Raw genomic sequence first — 18,243 nt, 5'->3', positions numbered from 1 at the left:
CGGGCGAAGCATGGACCCAGGCGTGGTCTTCAAGCGACTTCGGGACGCCGACGGAGGTCTGCTGGCGCTTGCGCGGCTCAAGCCGGGTTCGGTCTGGACCCGGATTTTCATCGGACTGATCGGGGCCGGCGCCGCCCTGTTGCTGCGCGCAGCCGGAGCGGCCTTCTACGGCGAAATCACCGGCTTCATGATCCTTCTGCCGGGCGTCATCCTGGCGGCCCTGGCGGGGGGCCGGCTTTCGGGCGCCACGGCGCTGGCGGCATGCCTGATCGGGGGCTGGTCCCTGGTGATCGTCAGCAGCGGCTCGAAGCCGGGGATGCCCCCCGGTCTCAGCGTCGTGGCGACCTTCAACTTCATCGTGGTCGGCCTGTTCTGCGCCTGGCTGGGCGCCTGCCTGCGCGGCGCGCTGGCGCAGCTGGACGCGGTCGTCTCGGCGCTGTCCCTGTCCAACGCGCGCATCGACGAGACCGAAGGACGGTTGCAGATCGTCAGCGAACTGGCCCCCGTCATGCTCTGGATGACCGACGAGACCGGCCGCATCATCCATCTGAACAACGACCAGCGCCTGTTCTGGGGCGGGCTGGACGATCCCAGCGATTTCGACGCCGACGCCTTCCTTCACCCCGACGACCGGGACCATGTGCTGTCCGTCTGCCGTCAGGCTGATCGGGACCATGTCGCCTATGTCGTCGAGGGGCGTCACCGTCGCCACGACGGCGAATGGCGCGTCCTGCGCAGCGAGGCCCGGCCCCGCCTGAACGCCGACGGCCGCTTCATGGGCATGATCGGGGTCAACATCGACGTCACCGAGGCCCGCGCCGCCGAGGCCGCCCTGCGCGACAGCGAAACCCGGTTCCGTCTTCTGGCGGACACGGCCCCCTCGCCCATCTGGCTGACGGATGTCGATGGGGCGGTCGAGTTCGCCAATATCGCCCTGACCGACTTCTACGGCGGCACGGCCGCCTCCCTGAGCGGCCACGGCTGGAAACAGACCATCCATCCCGATGATCAGCCGCAGGTCGAGGCCGCCCAGGCCGGCGCCCGGCCTGATCTTCGCCCCTATGGGTTCGAGGCTCGGTTCCGGCGTCACGACGGGGCGTGGCGCTGGATGCGCGTCGCCGTGGAGCCGCGCTTTGACAAGGCCGGGGTCTTTCTCGGCTACGCCGGCATCTCCTTCGACACCACCGAGAACCGGGAGGCGCTCGAAACCGCCGCCCGCGCGCAACGGCAGCAGGCTTTCCTGCTGGCCCTCAGCGACCGGCTGCGCGACCTGTCCGACCCGGGTCTCATCATGCGCGAGGTCGAGGCGTCGATCGGACGCCTGATCGCAGCCGACCGCGTCGGCTATGGCGAGATCGATCCCGACAGCGGCCTCATCTCAGTGACCAGCCAGTGGACCGCCGACGACGGGGCCGTTCGGGACAGCATCAGCCTTGACGCCTTTGGCGAGGGCCTGATCGCCGACCTGGCCCAGGGCCGCACCGTCCGGATCGACGACGTGTACGAGGATCCGCGCACCGCCGACGTCGCGGGCGCCTTCGACGCCATCGGCACTCGGGCCCTGATCCGCGCGCCCCTGATCCGCGCAGGCCGTCTGCGCGCCTTCCTGTTCGCCCACGCCTCTGGCCCCCGTCGATGGACCGAGGCCGAGGCGCGCCTTCTGGAGGAAGTCGCCGCCCGCACCTGGACCGAGGTCGAGCGCGCCCGCGCCGAGACCCAGACCCGCGAGAGCGAGGAACGGTTCCGGGCCATCGCCGATACGGCGCCGGTGCTGATCTGGGTCACGGATCAGGATCGCCAGCGCTCCTTCGTCAACCAGGCCTATGTCGACTTCTTCGGCGCCGACTATGAATCGGCGCGGGCCGCAGACTGGCGTTCGTCCCTCCATCCCGACGACGTCGCCCGCATCGTCCAGGAATCGGCCAACGGCGAGGCGACCGGCCAGCCCTTTTCCATGGAGGCCCGCTATCGTCGCCATGACGGCGAATGGCGCTGGCTCAAGTCCTTTTCGCGTCCCCGCCTGACGGGACAGGCGGTGGTCGGTTTCGTCGGCGTCGCCTTCGACGTCACCGACATGCGCGAGGCCCAGGCGCGGCTGACTGAATCGGAAGTCCGCTTCCGCACCGTCGCCGACAGCGCCCCGGCCCTGATCTGGATGACGGACGCCACGCCGTCGATCATCTTCGGCAACAAGCGCTATCGCATCTTCTGCGGCATCCGCTCCAATCGGCAGTTGGCCGACGCCTGGCGGCGCCTGATCCATCCTGACGACGAAACGGTGTTCGACGCCGCCTTCGCCCGCGCCTTCCAGGCCCGGGACCGGTTCGAGGCGCTCAGCCGGGTCAATCATCCCACCCTGGGCCTGCGATGGATCCGCACCGAGGGCGTGCCGCGCTTCGACGCCTCGGGCGTCTTCCAGGGCTATGTCGGCGCCAGCCTGGACGTCACCGACGCCAAACGGGCCGAGGACGACCTGAAACGCATCAATGAGCTGCTCGAGGACCGGGTGGCCGAGGCCCTGACGGAAAAGGCCGCCGCCGAGGCCCACCTGATGCATGCCCAGCGGATGGAGGCCGTGGGCCGGCTGACCGGAGGCGTGGCCCACGACTTCAACAATCTGCTGACGGTCGTCATCGGGGCCCTGGACATCATCCTGCGCTCGGACGACCCGGCCAAGAAGAAGAAGCTGGGCGAGGCCGCCCTGGCCGCCGCTCGGCGCGGCGAGAGCCTGACCCACCAGTTGCTGGCCTTCTCGCGCCGCCAGGCCCTGCGCCCCGAAGCCATCGACCTGAACGGCCTGATCCGCGAGGGCGAGCCCCTGCTGCGTCGCGCCGTCGGCGAGGCAGTCGACTTCAAGGTCAAGCTGAAGCGCGGGGGCGTCCGCGCGAACGTGGACCCGGCCCAGTTCGAGGCCGCCCTGCTGAATCTGATCGTCAACGCCCGCGACGCCCTGGGCGACGTCACCGGCGGCCCTATGCGCGACGGCGCCCCAATGGGCGCGCCCCCGGCCGCGCAGGTCCGCGAGGGAGCGAGGATCACCGTCCAGACGATGACCTGTTCGGTCGAACCCGGTCAGGTCGCCGAACTGGCGCCGGGCGACTATGTCTGCGTGTCGGTGTCGGACAACGGATCCGGCATGCCGGCCGAGGTCATCGACCGCGTCTTCGAACCCTTCTTCACGACCAAGCCCGTCGGCAAGGGCACGGGACTGGGGCTCAGCCAGGTCTATGGCTTCGCACGCCAGTCGGGCGGCGGGGTCCATATCGCCTCCACGGTCGGGCGCGGGTCCGAAATCCGTCTCTATCTGCCGCCCCTCCAGCCCCAGGAGACCGCGGCCCCCGCCCCCGTTCCCGTCAGCGCGGACGTCGCCTTCGCCAAGGGCGGCCGCATGCTCCTGGTCGAGGACGACGCCAGCGTGGCGGCCGTGGCTCTGGATCTTCTGGAGAGTTTCGGTCTCGAAGTGGTGCTGGCCGAAAGCGGTCCCGACGCGCTCAAGGCGCTACAGGCGGCGCGCTTCGACATCATGCTGACCGACATCGTCATGCCGGGCGGCATGAGCGGCGTCGATCTGGCCCGGCAGGCGGCCCGAGACTGGCCGGACATGCGCATCGCCCTGACCTCGGGCTATGTCGGCGACGACGTGGACCAGGTGCTGGCCGACACCCCCTGGCCCTTCCTGCGCAAACCCTATTCGACGGAACAGTTGCGCAGCATCATCGACGGCCGCGCCAGCCTTCCTGCTGAATAGGTCCGTCCGCCCAATAGGGCGGCCAAAGAAAAACGCGCCGCAGAAACCCGCGACGCGTCGATCCTTCAGTGCAGGGCCTTGAGCGACTTAGCGACGCGCCTTGCGGGCGGCGTAGCGGGCGTCGCGCTTGGCCTTCTGCTCTTCCTTGGTCAGTTGCTTGCGCGCCTTGCGGTCGGCGCGCTTCTCCGCCTCGAGAGCTTCCTGGGCTTCGAGATCGGCGGCCATGCGGGCGGCGTCCTTCTCGGCCTTTTCACGGCGCTGCTCGGCCTTGGCCAGCTCGTGCTGCTGGCGCAGGGCCTCCTTTTCGGCGGCGCGCTTTTCAGCCAGGCGTTCGAATTCAGGGTCGGGGGCGGCGGCCTTCGGCTTGAATTTGGCGAGCAGGGCCTTTTTGGCCTCCTGCTGGGCGGTAATGCGGTCGGAAAATCCGGTCTTCAGATCTTTCATGCGAAAGCGTCAGGGTTCCTTGTGAACAGCCAGGGGCGGCTATCGGGGATCAGGCGGCGACGAAAAAACGCACGGCCAGAAGCGGGCCGCACAAAGCCGATACGCGCGCCAAAAGCAAGGTTCACCGCAGCGAAATCGGACGGACGCACGATTTGACGCGCATATGCCGCGCATCGCCCGTCCAGTGATGCAGATAGGTCGCGCCCCTGCCGAAACAAGGGCGCGACGCGTTCTAGTTGGGTTTCTGGGCCTGGCCGACGACGGCCCCGGCGGCGCCGCCGACAGCCGCGCCGACCGGTCCGCCGACGACAGCCCCGGCCACCGCGCCGCTCGCCGCCTTCTGTTCGATCGTGGTTCCGCAGGCGGCCAGGGCCAGGGTCGCGGCGGCGACAGCCGCCATCACAAGGGGTCTCGACATGGGGCTTCTCTCCAAAGGTCACGCTTCAACGCGACCGCAACGCACAGGTTCCCTCCCTGGCGTCAAGTCGCGAATACGGCCCATGATCGCAAAATGAACAGAACCCGGCAGGCGCTTTAGCTGATATCGCAGGCTGTCACATTTGCGAATGAAGACCTACTGCAATACAATACAGTATTCGTCGTCACGACTGTCACATTCCGGCCCGGATTGTCATTCCCCCCGTGCGATACAGTGAAAATACCTAATCGTTTCGACGCCTTAACCGCAGGCTTGCGAATCAGCCACATTCAGGTCACAAACTTCGCTATATAGGCCCGTCCTCGACGCCGGGCAGCATGAGCCGTGCGTTGACCGCAGTTGGAACGCGACCGTCAGAGTCGCCCAGCAGGCGAGACTACCCCGGGGGCAGCGTTTCTCGCCCTGCTGAACAGGACTAACTCGTTGTCGCATTCCTCTCAGACGCGCGCCGCGTCGCGCGCCGATCGTGTGGCGAAGATCAAGCCCATGACGGCTGCAGCGGCCTTTGGCGGTCTGGTGGGACTGGCGATCGGCGGCGCCTATCTGGGCGGAACCCTGGCGCAGGCGAATACGCTGCGCGCCCAGGCCGAACGGATTCACGGCGCCACCGCCGCCGGCTTCACCGAAGAAGCGCTCTCGGCCGCCGCCGGGGGCCTGGACGCCAGCGCGCTCTCGATCGCACGCCGACACGATCCCTATACCAGCGCGGGCGCCGCCCAGCGCGACCGCCAGGCGGAACTCCTGGCCGCCCGCCTCGACCAGTTGAACGACAACCGCGATCCGAACCTGCGTCGCGCCAATCTGACCACGCCGGTCGGCGCCCGGCCGTTCCGCATGGCCAACGCCCTGGACGCCAGCCGCGATCTCGATTGCCTGACCCAGGTCGTCTATTACGAAGCCCGCGGCGAAGGCCGCGACGGCATGAAGGCCGTGGCCCAGGTGGTCCTGAACCGCGTCCGCCACCCCGCCTTCCCCAAGACCATCTGCGGCGTCGTCTATCAGGGCGCCGCGCGCCGCACCGGCTGCCAGTTCTCGTTCACCTGCAACGGCGCGATGCGCGGTCGCGTCAACTCGGGGGCCTGGAACCGCGCCAAGAGCATCGCCTCGGGCGCCCTGTCGGGATCGGTCTATTCGGCCGTCGGCAACGCCACCCATTTCCACACCACCGGCGTCTCGCCGGTCTGGCGCAACTCGCTGATCCGGGTGAATCAGGTCGGCAGCCACCTCTTCTATCGCTTCGGCGGACGTTCGGGCGCCAGCGGGGCCTTCACCTACGCGGCGCGTCCCTCGACCGCGGGCGACCAGCCCCGTCTGATCCAGGCCGGGCTCGATCCGGTCGAGGCCGCCCGCCAGGCCGGACAGGCCGTGGCCTATTCCCTGGTCCTGGCCCAGGAAGGCCTGTCCGCGCCGGAACCGGCAGCCCCCGCCGCTCAGCCGCGCCCGCAAGCCCAGCCGCAACCGGAAGCCGCCTCGCGCGCCCAGCCGTCGCCCCAGCCGGCCGCCCAGACCGCCGCCGCCCGCACGAGCCGCCCTGCGGTCACGTCGGCCAAGACCGCCGCAAAGGTCGAGGCCACGGACGTCTCCAACCCGGTCTGATCCATGGACGGGAGCGGCTTCGAGAGACCGCTCCCGCTCTAAAGGCTCAAAGCGCGTCCAGACCTATGTCCAGCACGGGCGCGGAATGGGTCAGGGCCCCGACCGAGATCACGTCCACCCCGGTCTCGGCGATGCCCCGCACGGTCGTCAGATCGACCCCGCCCGAGGCTTCCAGCGTCAGCCGCCCCGCGACCCGCGCCACGGCGGTCCTCAGGTCGTCCAGGCTGAAGTTGTCCAGCATGACCACGTCCGGCGCCGCTCCCTCGGCGATCAGGCCCAGCACCGCCTCCAGCTGATCCAGTCCGTCCACCTCGACCTCGACCTTCATCAGATGGGGCGCAAAGGCCCTGGCCCGACGGACCGCCTCGGCCACCCCGCCGCACACGGCCACATGGTTGTCCTTGATCAGAATGGCGTCATCCAGGCCGAAGCGATGGTTGATCCCCCCGCCGCACGCCACCGCATGTTTCTCAAGCGCCCGCAGGCCGGGCGTGGTCTTGCGCGTATCCGCGATCCGCGCCTTGGTCCCGGCGACCGCCTGAACATAGGCCCGCGTCAGGGTCGCCACGCCCGACAACCGCCCGACCAGGTTCAGCGCCGTCCGCTCGGCCGACAGAAAGGCCCGCGCCTCGGCTTCGACCACCGCCAGCACCGCCCCGGCCTCGAAGGCGTCGCCGTCCTCGAGCCGCAGATCGACCGACGCCTGCGGATCCATGGCCAGCACCGCCAGCCGCACACAGTCGATACCCGCCAGGACGCCGGGCTTGCGCGCCACGAATCCTGCCTTCATCCGGGCGTCTGCGGGAATACAGGCCATGGCCGTCACATCGCCCGCCCGTCCCAGATCCTCGGCCAGGGCCATCCGCACGACCGGCTCGATCAGCACATCCGGCAAGGACCGGCTCACGCGGCGGGCTCCAGCACGGCCGGACGCATCGCCGGGCGCACATTCCGCACCCGCGTATGGTCCGCCACAGCCGCCGTCTGCGGATAATCCGAGCGATAGTGCCCGCCCCGGCTCTCACGCCGATCCAGCGCCGCCTGCACGACCAGACGCGCCGCCTCCAGAACGGCGCCCCGGCCATGCTGCGCCTCCAGCCGGCCGATCAGGGCGATCAGGCCCGACAGGCCCGCTTCATTCCGCACCACCCCCGCATGAGCCGTCATCGCGGTTCTCAGTTCGGACATGGCCGCCTCGGGCAGATCCGGCGTGACCTCGACCGGCAATGGCCGTCCGCCGCCGGTCTCCAGCGCCGCCGCCCGTCCCGCGCGCCGCCCGAAGGTCGCCGCCTCCAGCAGGGAGTTGGACGCCAGCCGGTTCGCCCCATGCACGCCCGTCGCGGCGCATTCCCCGACCGCATACAGGCCCGCGACCGTGGTGCGCCCGTCCGCATCGGCGGCGATCCCGCCCATATGATAATGGCAGGCCGCCATCACCGGGATCGGGCTGAGGCGCGGGTCCAGCCCGCTGCGCATACAGGCGGCGAACACGGCCGGAAACTCGTGCGGGAAGGCCTCGCCGATGGCAGTGCGCGCATCCAGATAGGCGCCCCGCCCCTCCATCCGCGCGGCATGGACCGCCCGCGCCACCACGTCGCGCGCCTTCAGGTCCGCGTCCGGAGCCTCGCCCAGCAGGAACCGCCCCTCGCCGTCGATCAGCCGCGCACCCTCGCCGCGCAAGGCTTCGGTCGCCAGGGGCGCAGGATCCAGCCCCACGTCGATGGCGGTGGGGTGAAACTGCACGAACTCGGGATCCAGGATCTCCGCCCCCGCCCGCGCCGCCAGCGCCAGGCCTTCGCCCTTCAGGGCCGCCGGCGTCGTGGTGGCCGCGAACAGACCGCCCGCCCCGCCTGTAGCCAGAACCACCGCCGTCGCCGTGATCTCGACCAGACGCCCGCCCGGCCCGCGCGCCGCCACCGCCCCGACCACCCGGCCGTCGGCGTCCAGCAACAGGGCCTTCAGCCGCGCGTCTTCCCAGACCGTGATCCGCTTTTCCGCCCGCACGGCCGCGACCACGGCCGACAGGATGGCCCGCCCGGCCCCGTCGCCGCCGACCCGCGCCACCCGCGCCACCGAATGGGCGGCCTCCAGACTGACCACGAAGCCGCCGTCCGCATCCCGGTCGAACGGCGCGCCCAGGGCCGCCAGCCATTCCACCGTCTCGCGCCCGGCATCGGTCAGGGCCCGCGTCGCCATCGGCTCGACCAGACCCGCGCCCGCCGCCTCGGTGTCCTTCGCGTGCAGTTCCGGCGAATCCACAGCCGTCAGGGCCGCCGCCATCCCGCCCTGCGCCCAGGCGGACGAACAGGCGTTCAGCAAGGGCTCCGGCGTCAGCACCAGAACCTCAGCCCCCGCCCGCGCCGCGTCCAGCGCGGCCGACAGGCCCGCCAGACCGGCGCCGACGACCAAGGGCCCGTCATGTCGCGTTCGGTTCATCAGCGCACTCCAAGAGAGTTCAGGCCCAGGCTCACCGCCCCGGCCGGATAGCCCCCGACCATGGGCAGCAATGCGCCCAGGGCCGCCGCCGCGCAGACGGCCAGGGTCAGCAGGTACAGGACCAGGCTCTTGCCCGCCTCGGGCCAGCTCAGCGTGCCCCAGGCCGCGCGCCAGACGCCGCGCTTCAAGTGGGCGAAGACCGACAGGGCCAGGAAGGCGGCCAGGATGAATCGCCCGGTGGACAGTCCCCACCAGACCACGGCCACGCCGATGACCAGCAGCACGATCTGCTCCAGCCGCGGATGCACCCGCGTCAGCACCGGCCCCAGGGCTCTCGATCCGTCCAGCGGCGGCGCCGGGACCAGGTTCACCAGGTTCAGCATGGCGATGAAGAAGGCGCCCATCAGCCATTCGCCCTGCCCGGTCGCCAGCCACACCCCGACAAACGGGATCATGGCCAACAGACCGAACGCCGGGCCCGCCAGCGAAACCAGCACCCCGTCCCATTCGCTTTTCGGCTCCCGCCGCGCCTTGGCCAGCCCGCCCAGGAACGGAATAATGTAGATTCGCGCCGGCCCCATCCCCATCCGGTTCATCGCCAGGGCGTGCCCCGCCTCATGGACGAACAGGCCGATCAGCACGGCGCCCGCCACAATGGCGCTGCCGGTGATCCACCACAGGAAGCCGCCCATCAGGGCCGTGGACAGCAGGGCCCAGACCAGGCTCTGATCCTTCTCGACCGGAATCTCGGCCGGGGCTGCGGGGGCGGCGCGCACGGCCGGGTCCTCGGGCTTGGGATCCCAGGGGCCGGGGATGCGATCAGGCGTGCGGTTCGGGGTGTCGATATTGCTCATGGCGTCCAGATGGGCGCAGCAATCGGTCCCGACCACGGGACCGATCGCCGCGTCTCGCTCAGATCAGCTCCACATCGACGTGATGCCGCGCCTTGACCAGGTCATAGCGCGCCGGAACGGCGGGCGGCGGCAGGTCGATCATCCGCTGCACCGCCAGCCGTCCGCGTTCGATCATGTCGGCCGGAACCGTCACCTCGAACTGCATGTGCAGCAGGCAGTCGCGGATGTTCTGCAGCGTGATCCGCTTCATGTGCGGGCACAGGTTGCACGGCCCGATGAACTGCACCCCCGGCACGTCGCCGGCGACGTTCGAGGCCATCGAGCATTCGGTGATCATCACCACCTGCTTCGGCCGACGCGCCTCGACATAGTCGGTCATGGCCGCCGTCGAACCGGCGAAGTCCGCCGCCGCCAGCACGTCTTCCGGGCATTCCGGGTGGGCCAGGATTTCCGCGCCCGGATAGGCGGCGCGCATCTCGGCGATGTCGTCCACCGTGAACCGTTCATGCACCTCGCAGCGGCCCTTCCAGGCGATGATCCCGACCGTCGTCTGGGCCGCGACGTTGCGCGCCAGATATTCGTCGGGGATCAGGATGACCCGATCCACGCCCCATTCCTTGGCCGCCCATTCCACCACCTGCACGGCGTTGGCGCTGGTGCAGCAGATGTCGGTCTCGGCCTTCACATCGGCTGTGGTGTTCACATAGGTCACGACCGGCAGGCCCGGATAGCGTTGCTTGATCAGCCGCACGTCCGCCCCCGTGATCGACGACGCCAGCGAACAGCCCGCCCGAAGATCGGGGATCAGCACCGTCTTTTCCGGGCTCAGGATCTTCGAGGTCTCGGCCATGAAGTGCACGCCCGCCTGGACGATCACCTTCGCATCCGACCGCGCGGCCTCCTTGGCCAGGCCCAGGCTGTCGCCGACATAGTCGCCGACCCCGTGGAAGATCTCGGGCGTCATATAGTTGTGGGCCAGGATCACGGCGTCGCGCTCGCGCTTCAGCCGGTTGATCTCGCTGATCAGCCGCGCCTGTTCGGGCCACTCCAGCGGCGTGACATGGTCCTTGACCTTCGCCCACACCCCGGCGGTCTCCCGCTCCAGTTCCTTCGTCAGACCAAAGGCGCCGTCCGCCATGACCGTCTCCCTAGACCCTTATGCTCAAAGTTAGCATAAGCACATCCAATGTAGGCCGATGGAGGCCGCGCGCAAGAGAAATCATCGCGTCCCCGCCAAGCACGGGAGACTCGCCGTCTTGAGCGCACGAACCTTTCACAAATGGGGCAAAATCGCCTAGACGAACGGCGACTTCATTTCCTCACCCACGCCTCGACCGACATTTTGATGCAAGACACCATCCGCCGCATCCTCACCGCCCGCGTCTATGACGTGGCGGAGGAGACCCCGCTTGATCCGCTGCGCCGCCTGTCGGCGCGGCTGGACCGGCCCGTGCTGCTGAAGCGCGAAGACCTGCAGCCGGTGTTTTCGTTCAAGATTCGCGGCGCCTACAACAAGATCGCCGGCCTGTCGCAGGCCGAACTGTCCAGGGGCGTGATCTGCGCCTCGGCCGGCAATCACGCCCAGGGCGTGGCCCTGGCCGCGGCCCGCCGCAACATCCCCGCTGTCATCGTCATGCCCACCACCACCCCCGGCATCAAGGTCGCCGCCGTCCGCGCCCTGGGCGGCGGAGTGGTCCTGCACGGCGACAGTTTCGACGAGGCCTACGCCCACGCCCGCCATCTGGAGAGCCAGACCGGCGCCGCCTTCATCCACCCCTTCGACGATCCCGAGGTCATCGCCGGCCAGGGGACGGTGGGGCTTGAGATCGCCCGCCAGCACGCCGACCCCATCGAGGCCGTCTTCGTGCCCATCGGCGGCGGCGGCCTGGCCGCCGGCGTCGCGTCCATCATCAAATTCCTGCGCCCCGACACCCGCGTCATCGGCGTGGAGCCGGTCGACGCCCCCACCATGAAGGCCGCCATCGACGCCGGCGAGGTCGTGACCCTGAACGAGGTCGGCCTGTTCGCCGACGGGGTCGCCGTGCGCCGCGCGGGGACCGAGACCTTCCGCCTGTGCAAGGACCTGCTGGACGAGATCGTCCTGGTGGACACCGACGCCATCTGCGCCGCCATCAAGGACATCTTCGACGACAGCCGGGCCATCGCCGAACCCTCGGGCGCCGTGGCGCTTGCGGGCCTCAAGGCCTGGGCGGCCGCCCACCCCGGCGCGGGCACGCTGATCGCCATCAACTCGGGCGCCAATCTGAACTTCGACCGTCTGCGTCACGTCGCCGAACGGGCCGAGATCGGCGAGGGCGCCGAGGCCCTGCTGGCCGTGGCGATGAAGGACGACCGCGACGACTACCGCCGCTTCCTCGACAGTCTCGACGGCCGCTCGGTCACTGAATTCAACTATCGCTGGTCCGGCGACGGCCACGCCCAGATCTTCGTCGGCGTCGCCCTGCGCAACGGCCCGCACGAGCGTGACGACCTGATCGCGACCCTCCGCTCCGGCGGCTACGCCGTCGAGGACATGAGCGACAACGAGACGGCCAAGCTGCACGTCCGCTACATGGTCGGCGGCCGCACCGTCGGCCTGCCCCACGAACGCATCCTGCGCTTCCAGTTCCCCGAACGGCCGGGCGCCTTCCTGCGCTTTCTCAACAGCCTCCAGCCCGCCTGGGCCCTGACCCTGTTCCACTACCGCAACCACGGCGACGACGTCGGCCGGGTGCTGGCGGGCGTCAGCGTCCCCCCCGAAGAACAGGCCCAACTGTTCGCCGCCCTCGCCGACCTGGGCTACCCCTATGTCGACGAAACCGCCAACCCCGCCTGCCGCCTGTTCCTGGACGGCGTCTAGACACGCCAAGGGCGGCGGCCGTCTCCGGCCGCCGCCCTCAAACCCGCCCTGATTCAGCTCAGGCCTTTTCGATCGCCGCCGCGATCTGGTCGCTGGAGTGGCCGGTCAGGTCCTTGGCGATCTCGCCGGCCAGCTTGGATTCCAGATCCTTGTGCCAGTGCTTGCGCAACTCCCCCAGAGTCTTGGGCGCCGCGATCACCAGCAGTTCGTCGATCTTGTTCGTGACCGACCATTTGTTCAGCACCTCGGCCACGCCCATGGCGAAACCGTCCTCGGCCTGGGTGTCGTTGTCCGGGTTGGCCTCGCTGGAACGGCGGCCGGACGAGCCGGAAACCCGATCCTCCATCGCCGGAATCTCCAGCGGCGACAGCCGGATTTCCTGGGCGTTCGTGTTCTTGAACAGGACCAGCTTCTCGCCGTCGACCACCGCCACCAGGGCGCCATTGGATAGTTTCATCGTCGATACTCTTTCGGTCTGTGGACTTGGGTAACGGTCGGGGACCGATGCCGTTGCCTCGCCGATCAGAGCAGCCGGCCGCCGGCCTCGTGCGCCAGCAGCCAGCGCTTCCGCTCCAGCCCGCCCGCATAGCCGGTCAGGGTCCCGTTCGCCCCGATCACCCGATGGCAGGGCACGATCACCCCCACCGGGTTGGAGCCGTTGGCCAGACCCACCGCCCGCACCGCCCTGGGCGACCCGATCGCCGCCGCCAGCTGCCCATAGCTGCGCGTCTCGCCCGCCGGAATGGCCCGCAGCGCGGCCCACACCGCCTGCTGGAACACAGTCCCGCCGGTTTTGACCACCACCGCGTCGAACGCCGTCAGATCACCGCCGAAATAGGCTTCGACCGCCCGACGCACCGCCTCCGGCGCCCGCCCCTCGACCAGTTCGACCGGGCCGTAGTGGCGGTGCAGCAGCCGGCGCATCCGGTCTTCGTAATCATGGAAATCCAGCGCCCGCACCGCCCCCTCGGCGTCGGTCGCCACCAGCACCTCGCCCACCGGCGAGGCGATCCGATCCAGGGTCAGGGTCATCGGCGTTGATTGTCTAGGCATCGGCCGTCTCCGTCACACGGTTCCAGTACAGGGCGCCATAGGCGCGCCAGGGGCGCCAGGCTTCGGCCCGCGCCGCCAGGGCCGCATCCACGGTCGCAAGCCGGTCGCTGGGCGCATCCTCTCCGGCGTCGATCCAGTCGCCCGCCGGCCTCAGTCCCGGCCAGGCCTCAAGCGCCGCTCGCAGGTCCGGATCCGCCGACAGATCGCGCCGGATCGCCTCGGGATCGGCGGCCAGGTCGAACACCCGCCGCACCCGCGCCAGCACGCCGGGCAGAGCCTTGAGCTCGTCCACCCGCGCCTCGACCGCCGCCTTGCCCTCAGACCCCAACCGCACGGAGACCTCGCCGTCCGTCCCGTCCGTCGCCGTCCGCAGCCTGCGCCGCCAGACCCCGTCGGCCACCGCCTCGTCCGGGACGGCCCGCGCCGCCAGGGCCGACATCATCGCGCTCCAGTCATAGGGCGGGCGATAGGCCAGGCCCAGCTTCACCGGGCCTCCGCCCTCGCCTTCCGCCTTGCGCCGCCGCAGTTCCGACGGCGGACGGCCATACAGGGCCTGAAAGGTCTCGTTGAACCGCCGCACGCTGCCGAAGCCCGACGCCATCGCCACCTCGGCCATCGACAGGTCGGTCTCGTGGATCAGCTGTTTGGCCAGCAGCACGCGCCGCGTCTGGGCCACGCTGACCGGCGCCGCGCCCAGGTGCTGGCGGAACAGCCGCCGCAGATGCCGCTCGCCCACCCCCAGCCGCGCCGCCAGGGCGTCTGCATCGCCCCCGTCCAGCGCCCCCGCCTCGATCAGGGCCAGGGCCCGGCTGACGGTGTTCGACGTCCCCCGCCACGCCCCCATCTCAGGCGCCGTCTCGGGCCGACACCGCAGACAGGCGCGAAACCCCGCCGCCTCCGCCGACGCCGCCGTGGGATGAAACACCACATTCTCGCGCCGGGGCGTCCGCGCCGGGCAGACCGGCCGGCAGTAGATCCCCGTCGAGGTCACGCCCGTGAAGAACCGCCCGTCGAACCGGGCGTCCCGCGCCCCCAAGGCCCGCCAGCAGGCCTCCTGATCCAACGACTGTTCCATGACCCGCAGGATGGCGGCTCAGCCCGGCGATGTCTCGCGGTTTTCGGACATGGATGCTCAGTCCTTCAGATAGAAGATCGCCTCGACCGTCGTGTTCAGCGCCCGCGCCAGATCCAGGGCCACAATGGTCGAGGGGATGAAGACCCCGTTCTCCACCGTGTTGATCGTCTTGCGCGACACGCCAGCCTTGTCGGCCAGCCCCTGCTGCGTGAACCCAGCCGCCGTGCGCAGTTCCTTCAGCCGCGAACCCAGCCTTGGATCACCCATCGCGCCCGGCCTCCCGATCCAGCCAGGCGAATCGCAGCCCCGCCGACGCCCCGCCCAAGGCCAGGACATAGGGCAAGGCCATGATCCCGTACTGGGGACGCCACAGCCCCAGGCCCAGCGCCACGGTCAGGCCCGTCATCAGCACGACGAAGGCCAGGATCATCGATCTGGCCCGCATGAGCTGGGTCAGCTCGTCTTCCAGGAACCGGCGGTTTTTGCGTGTGTGTGCGTCCCAGCCCATGACGATAAGCGGGATCAGCCAGCCGTAAAGAACCGGCAGAAGAACCTGCACATAGGCGCCCAGATTATGGTCTCCACCCAGGATCCGCTCCATCGCCCGATGCGCCTGAGCCATGAAGAGAAGTAGCACCACGGGCAGCATCACCAGCTGTTGGGTGCGCGCCCGCTCCAACTTGTCACGCCGCGCCCCTTCTCCGCTCGCCGCCACGATGATTGACTGGCCTGGACGCGCGCTCCACGCCCAGATCGCCCCGATGAGCGTCAGAGCAAATCCGATCCCTGTCGCCACGCCCGCCGCCGTCGCCTCATCGCCTTCTACGCCGGAAACCAACGCGAACCCCGCGCCGCCGACCATGGCTACGGCGCCGACGACGGCCAGGGCGAGCGCCGTCCACCAGCACCGTCTTCTTTCCAGTTTCACGCGCTGGATCGCTTGATCGTCGCTGTTGCTCATGTCGCCCTCCTGACGTAACCTTGAGGTTACATATCACCTATAGGTTACACGTCAAGACCGTTTTCTTTTTCCGTGCCCCGACTAAGGTGTCCGCCTCCCGGGGGGTCAGTTCATGTCCAGTCATCGTCGTTCCGTGCGTCCGCTCGCCTTCAGCCTGGCCGGCGCCTGCGCCGCCGCCTTGCTCGCGGTCCAGCCCGTCTCGGCGCGCCAGACAGGCGCCGACATCCCCACGGTGCGTCAGACCCTGGGCTATGACAGCGGTCAGGAGATCACGCGCGCCGCCGACGTGCGCCGCTATTTCGAAGCCCTGCGCGCCGCCGCTCCGGACAGGGTGGCGATAGGCGACTATGCGACGACCTGGGAGGGCCGCCCCCTGTTCTGGGCCGCCGTCGGCTCGCCCGCCAACATCGCCCGGCTGGACCAGATCAAGGCCGACGCCCGCGCCCTGGCCGATCCGCGCCGCACCTCGCCCCAGCAGGCCGCCGCCCTGATCGCGGATCAGCCGGTCCTGGTCTGGATGGCCTATTCGGTCCACGGCAATGAGATCAGCCCCGCCGACGCCGCCATGCAGGCCGCCCGTCGCCTGCTGACCGACCCGACCGCCCAGGCCTGGCTGGCCAACACCGTCGTCGTCTTCGTCCCGACCCAGAACCCGGACGGGCGCGAGCGTTTCCTCAACAGCTTCGCCTCGGGCCGCGGCTCCCTGCCCAATCCCGACCCCGCCTCGGCCGAGCGGGACGAGCCCTGGCCCAGCGGCCGCTACAACCATTATCTGTTCGACCTGAACCGCGACTGGTTCATCCAGACCCAGCCCGAAACCCAGGGCCACGCCGCTCTGGTCCGCGACTGGCGGCCCCAGGTGGTCGTCGACAGCCACGAGATGGGCTCGGACGAGACCTTCTTCTTCCCGCCCGAGGCCGAGCCGCTGAACCCGTGGATCTGGCCGCGCACCCTGGAGAACCGCGCCCTGTTCGGCCGCAACACCGGCGCCCGGTTCGATGCGGCGGGTCTGGCCTATTTCAACCGCAAGGTCTTCGACGCCTTCTATCCCGGCTATGGCGACGGCTGGCCGGGTTATCTGGGCGCCGTCTCCATGACCTACGAGGTCGGGTCGGCCCGGGGCCTGGCCGCCCGCCGCAGCTCGGGCGAGGTCTTCACCTACGCCGACACCGTGAGCGCCCACCTGACCGCCACCCTGGCCACCATCGAGACAGCCTCGCGCAATCACGACCGGTTGCTGAACGACTTCTACGCCTATCACCGCGACGGCGTGGCGGGACGGGGCGCCTATGTTCTGTCGCGTGCGTCGGATCCGGCGGCGGCGGACCGTCTGGCTGGACTTCTGGTCCGATCGGGCATCGAGGTCGGGGTCGCGCGCCAGGCCTTCGCCTGCGCCGGCCAACACCGCGCGGGCGACTATGTGATCAACCTGGCCCAGCCCCAGCGCCGGATGGCCGAGGTGCTGCTGACCCGCGACGTGCCTGTCCCGCCCGACTTCCTGGCCGAACAGGAGCGGCGCCGCGCGCGCGGCCTGGGCGACGAGATCTATGACGTCACAGCCTGGTCCCTGCCCTTGATGTTCGGCGTCGATGCGACCCGCTGCGACAGCGCGCCGAGCGTCGCCGTCGAGGCGCGCGGCCCCGAACTGGTCACGCCCGCCGCCGTCCGGAACGCAGAGGCCCGCTACGGATTCCTGGTCGCGCCCGGCTCGGCCCAGCCCCGCTTCCTGGCCGCCGCCCTTCAGGCCGGACTGACGGTCAATTCGGCCGACCAGCCCTTCACCCAGAACGGCCGCGACTGGCCCGCCGGAACCCTGATCCTGCCGAAGGCGGGCGCGCCCGCCGACCTGATCGCCACCCTGAACCGCCTCGCCGCCGACACGGGCGCCGAAGTCGTGGGCGTAGACGAATCCTGGGTCGAGCGCGGCGCCGGCTTCGGCTCCAGCGACGTGGTGCGTCTCCGCGCGCCCCGCATCGCCCTGGCCTGGGACAGTCCGACCGCCCCCGACGCCGCCGGCGCGACCCGCTGGCTGCTGGAACGCGACCTGGGCTATCCCGTCACCGCCATCCGCACCGCCAGCTTCGGCGAGGCCGACCTGGCCCATTATCAGGTCCTGATCCTGCCAGAGGGCCGCGACTACGCCTCCGTCCTGGGCGAGGCCGGGGTCAAGGCCCTGCACGACTGGGTCTCGCGCGGCGGCACCCTGATCAGTCTGGGAACCGCCACCCGCCTGCTGGCTGACGCCGACAGCGACATGCTGGCCTCGCGCCGCGAGGACGGCGCCTTGGACAAGGACGAGGACAAGCCCGCCGCCCCCGCCCGGATCGCCAACCAGACCGACTACGCCGCCCTGCTGGCCCACAGCGACCACGGCCCCGACTCGGTCGCCGGCGTCCTGGCCCGCGCCCATGTCGATCCCGACCACTGGATCGGCGCCGGCCTGCCCGAAACGCTGAACGTCCTGGTGCGTGGGGCCGACATCTACGCCCCCCTGAAGCGTGGCGAAGGGACCAACGCCGTGCGGTTCGAAGGCTCCGACCGGCTGCTGGCCTCGGGCCAGCTGTGGGCCGAGAACCAGGCCCAGCTGGGCTTCAAGCCCGTGGTCATGGTCGAGTCCCTGGGGTCGGGCCAGATGATCGCCTTCACCCAGGATCCGACGGTGCGCGGCTATCTGGAAGGCCTGAAGCCCCTGTTCGCCAATGCGGTGTTCAAGGGACCGGCCCACGTCTCGCCGCGCTGGTGAAGTCCCAGACGCCTGATCGCGATCAGGACTGGAC

15 protein-coding genes are annotated in these 18,243 nt (G+C 69.8%); 4 read left to right on the top strand and 11 right to left on the bottom strand.

Features of this window, described 5'->3' with window-relative positions:
- Positions 1 to 10 precede the first annotated feature (10 nt).
- Complete coding sequence (locus tag GYM46_RS11580) at positions 11 to 3,748, top strand: PAS domain S-box protein (RefSeq protein ID WP_008264117.1); 3,738 nt, start codon at positions 11 to 13, stop codon at positions 3,746 to 3,748.
- A gap of 87 nt (positions 3,749 to 3,835) precedes the next feature.
- Here GYM46_RS11580 and GYM46_RS11575 read toward each other — a convergent pair whose 3' ends face one another.
- Together GYM46_RS11575 and GYM46_RS11570 are read right to left on the bottom strand one after the other, a co-directional pair.
- Positions 3,836 to 4,192, bottom strand: coding sequence for a DUF6481 family protein (locus tag GYM46_RS11575; RefSeq protein ID WP_008263506.1), 357 nt, complete (start codon positions 4,190 to 4,192; stop codon positions 3,836 to 3,838).
- A 232-nt stretch (positions 4,193 to 4,424) separates the two neighbouring features.
- Positions 4,425 to 4,610, bottom strand: coding sequence for a hypothetical protein (locus GYM46_RS11570; protein ID WP_035310966.1), 186 nt, complete (start codon positions 4,608 to 4,610; stop codon positions 4,425 to 4,427).
- Positions 4,611 to 5,054: 444 nt separating this feature from the next.
- Between GYM46_RS11570 and GYM46_RS11565 the strand changes: the two genes are divergently transcribed.
- Entirely contained in the window at positions 5,055 to 6,227 is a 1,173-nt protein-coding gene (locus GYM46_RS11565) for a cell wall hydrolase (protein ID WP_155988186.1), read from the top strand.
- Between the two features lie 46 nt (positions 6,228 to 6,273).
- On the opposite strand, the gene nadC is transcribed toward GYM46_RS11565, so the two are convergent.
- Genes nadC through nadA form a run of 4 tightly spaced genes read right to left on the bottom strand, consistent with a single transcriptional unit; the run spans position 6,274 to position 10,655 of the window.
- On the bottom strand, positions 6,274 to 7,134 hold the full coding sequence (gene nadC, locus GYM46_RS11560; RefSeq protein WP_008259434.1) for a carboxylating nicotinate-nucleotide diphosphorylase: 861 nt from the start codon (positions 7,132 to 7,134) through the stop codon (positions 6,274 to 6,276).
- Positions 7,131 to 8,663, bottom strand: a complete 1,533-nt coding sequence (locus GYM46_RS11555; RefSeq protein WP_040349729.1) for an L-aspartate oxidase — start codon at positions 8,661 to 8,663, stop codon at positions 7,131 to 7,133. Before GYM46_RS11555 ends, nadC begins: the two co-directional genes overlap by 4 nt.
- On the bottom strand, positions 8,663 to 9,553 hold the full coding sequence (locus GYM46_RS11550; protein WP_008260742.1) for a metalloprotease: 891 nt from the start codon (positions 9,551 to 9,553) through the stop codon (positions 8,663 to 8,665). Before GYM46_RS11550 ends, GYM46_RS11555 begins: the two co-directional genes overlap by 1 nt.
- A gap of 22 nt (positions 9,554 to 9,575) precedes the next feature.
- On the bottom strand, positions 9,576 to 10,655 hold the full coding sequence (gene nadA, locus GYM46_RS11545; protein ID WP_008263146.1) for a quinolinate synthase NadA: 1,080 nt from the start codon (positions 10,653 to 10,655) through the stop codon (positions 9,576 to 9,578).
- A 207-nt stretch (positions 10,656 to 10,862) separates the two neighbouring features.
- Here nadA and ilvA point away from each other — a divergent pair, with 207 nt between their 5' ends.
- Positions 10,863 to 12,377: a threonine ammonia-lyase, biosynthetic gene (gene ilvA, locus GYM46_RS11540; RefSeq protein ID WP_040350178.1), complete on the top strand. Its 1,515-nt coding sequence runs from the start codon at positions 10,863 to 10,865 to the stop codon at positions 12,375 to 12,377.
- A 58-nt stretch (positions 12,378 to 12,435) separates the two neighbouring features.
- On the opposite strand, the gene GYM46_RS11535 is transcribed toward ilvA, so the two are convergent.
- From GYM46_RS11535 to GYM46_RS11515, 5 genes are all read right to left on the bottom strand, one after another.
- Positions 12,436 to 12,834 (bottom strand): host attachment protein, encoded by a 399-nt coding sequence (locus GYM46_RS11535; RefSeq protein WP_008259789.1) that lies wholly within the window; start codon positions 12,832 to 12,834, stop codon positions 12,436 to 12,438.
- 65 nt (positions 12,835 to 12,899) lie between these two features.
- Positions 12,900 to 13,430, bottom strand: coding sequence for a methylated-DNA--[protein]-cysteine S-methyltransferase (locus GYM46_RS11530; RefSeq protein ID WP_232216254.1), 531 nt, complete (start codon positions 13,428 to 13,430; stop codon positions 12,900 to 12,902).
- Positions 13,423 to 14,493, bottom strand: a complete 1,071-nt coding sequence (locus GYM46_RS11525; RefSeq protein WP_244304252.1) for a bifunctional transcriptional activator/DNA repair enzyme AdaA — start codon at positions 14,491 to 14,493, stop codon at positions 13,423 to 13,425. The genes GYM46_RS11530 and GYM46_RS11525 overlap by 8 nt, the downstream gene beginning before the upstream one ends.
- 69 nt (positions 14,494 to 14,562) lie before the next feature.
- Positions 14,563 to 14,772 carry a helix-turn-helix transcriptional regulator gene (locus tag GYM46_RS11520; protein WP_008260510.1) on the bottom strand — a complete coding sequence of 70 codons (210 nt, stop codon included), beginning with the start codon at positions 14,770 to 14,772 and terminating at the stop codon, positions 14,563 to 14,565.
- A complete protein-coding gene (locus tag GYM46_RS11515; RefSeq protein WP_008262521.1) occupies positions 14,765 to 15,466 on the bottom strand; it encodes a hypothetical protein in 702 nt (233 codons plus the stop codon). The genes GYM46_RS11520 and GYM46_RS11515 overlap by 8 nt, the downstream gene beginning before the upstream one ends.
- A gap of 112 nt (positions 15,467 to 15,578) precedes the next feature.
- Here GYM46_RS11515 and GYM46_RS11510 point away from each other — a divergent pair, with 112 nt between their 5' ends.
- Positions 15,579 to 18,209 carry a M14 family metallopeptidase gene (locus GYM46_RS11510; protein ID WP_040349733.1) on the top strand — a complete coding sequence of 877 codons (2,631 nt, stop codon included), beginning with the start codon at positions 15,579 to 15,581 and terminating at the stop codon, positions 18,207 to 18,209.
- Positions 18,210 to 18,243 lie beyond the last annotated feature (34 nt).

This window comes from Brevundimonas mediterranea (assembly GCF_011064825.1).
GTDB classification, from domain to species: Bacteria; Pseudomonadota; Alphaproteobacteria; order Caulobacterales; family Caulobacteraceae; genus Brevundimonas; species Brevundimonas mediterranea_A.
Note: the sequence above shows the minus strand (reverse complement) of the source record. Positions and strands in the feature narration are given on the sequence as shown.

Excerpts from the sequence above, each read along its gene's own strand:
- GYM46_RS11520 (WP_008260510.1), bottom strand. The coding sequence starts at position 14,772 with ATGGGTGATCCAAGGCTGGGTTCGCGGCTGAAGGAACTGCGCACGGCG.
- GYM46_RS11510 (WP_040349733.1), top strand. The coding sequence starts at position 15,579 with ATGTCCAGTCATCGTCGTTCCGTGCGTCCGCTCGCCTTCAGCCTGGCC.
- GYM46_RS11535 (WP_008259789.1), bottom strand. The coding sequence starts at position 12,834 with ATGAAACTATCCAATGGCGCCCTGGTGGCGGTGGTCGACGGCGAGAAG.
- GYM46_RS11580 (WP_008264117.1), top strand. The coding sequence starts at position 11 with ATGGACCCAGGCGTGGTCTTCAAGCGACTTCGGGACGCCGACGGAGGT.
- GYM46_RS11570 (WP_035310966.1), bottom strand. The coding sequence starts at position 4,610 with ATGTCGAGACCCCTTGTGATGGCGGCTGTCGCCGCCGCGACCCTGGCC.
- nadA (WP_008263146.1), bottom strand. The coding sequence starts at position 10,655 with ATGGCGGACGGCGCCTTTGGTCTGACGAAGGAACTGGAGCGGGAGACC.
- GYM46_RS11575 (WP_008263506.1), bottom strand. The coding sequence starts at position 4,192 with ATGAAAGATCTGAAGACCGGATTTTCCGACCGCATTACCGCCCAGCAG.
- GYM46_RS11530 (WP_232216254.1), bottom strand. The coding sequence starts at position 13,430 with ATGCCTAGACAATCAACGCCGATGACCCTGACCCTGGATCGGATCGCC.
- GYM46_RS11515 (WP_008262521.1), bottom strand. The coding sequence starts at position 15,466 with ATGAGCAACAGCGACGATCAAGCGATCCAGCGCGTGAAACTGGAAAGA.
- ilvA (WP_040350178.1), top strand. The coding sequence starts at position 10,863 with ATGCAAGACACCATCCGCCGCATCCTCACCGCCCGCGTCTATGACGTG.
- GYM46_RS11555 (WP_040349729.1), bottom strand. The coding sequence starts at position 8,663 with ATGAACCGAACGCGACATGACGGGCCCTTGGTCGTCGGCGCCGGTCTG.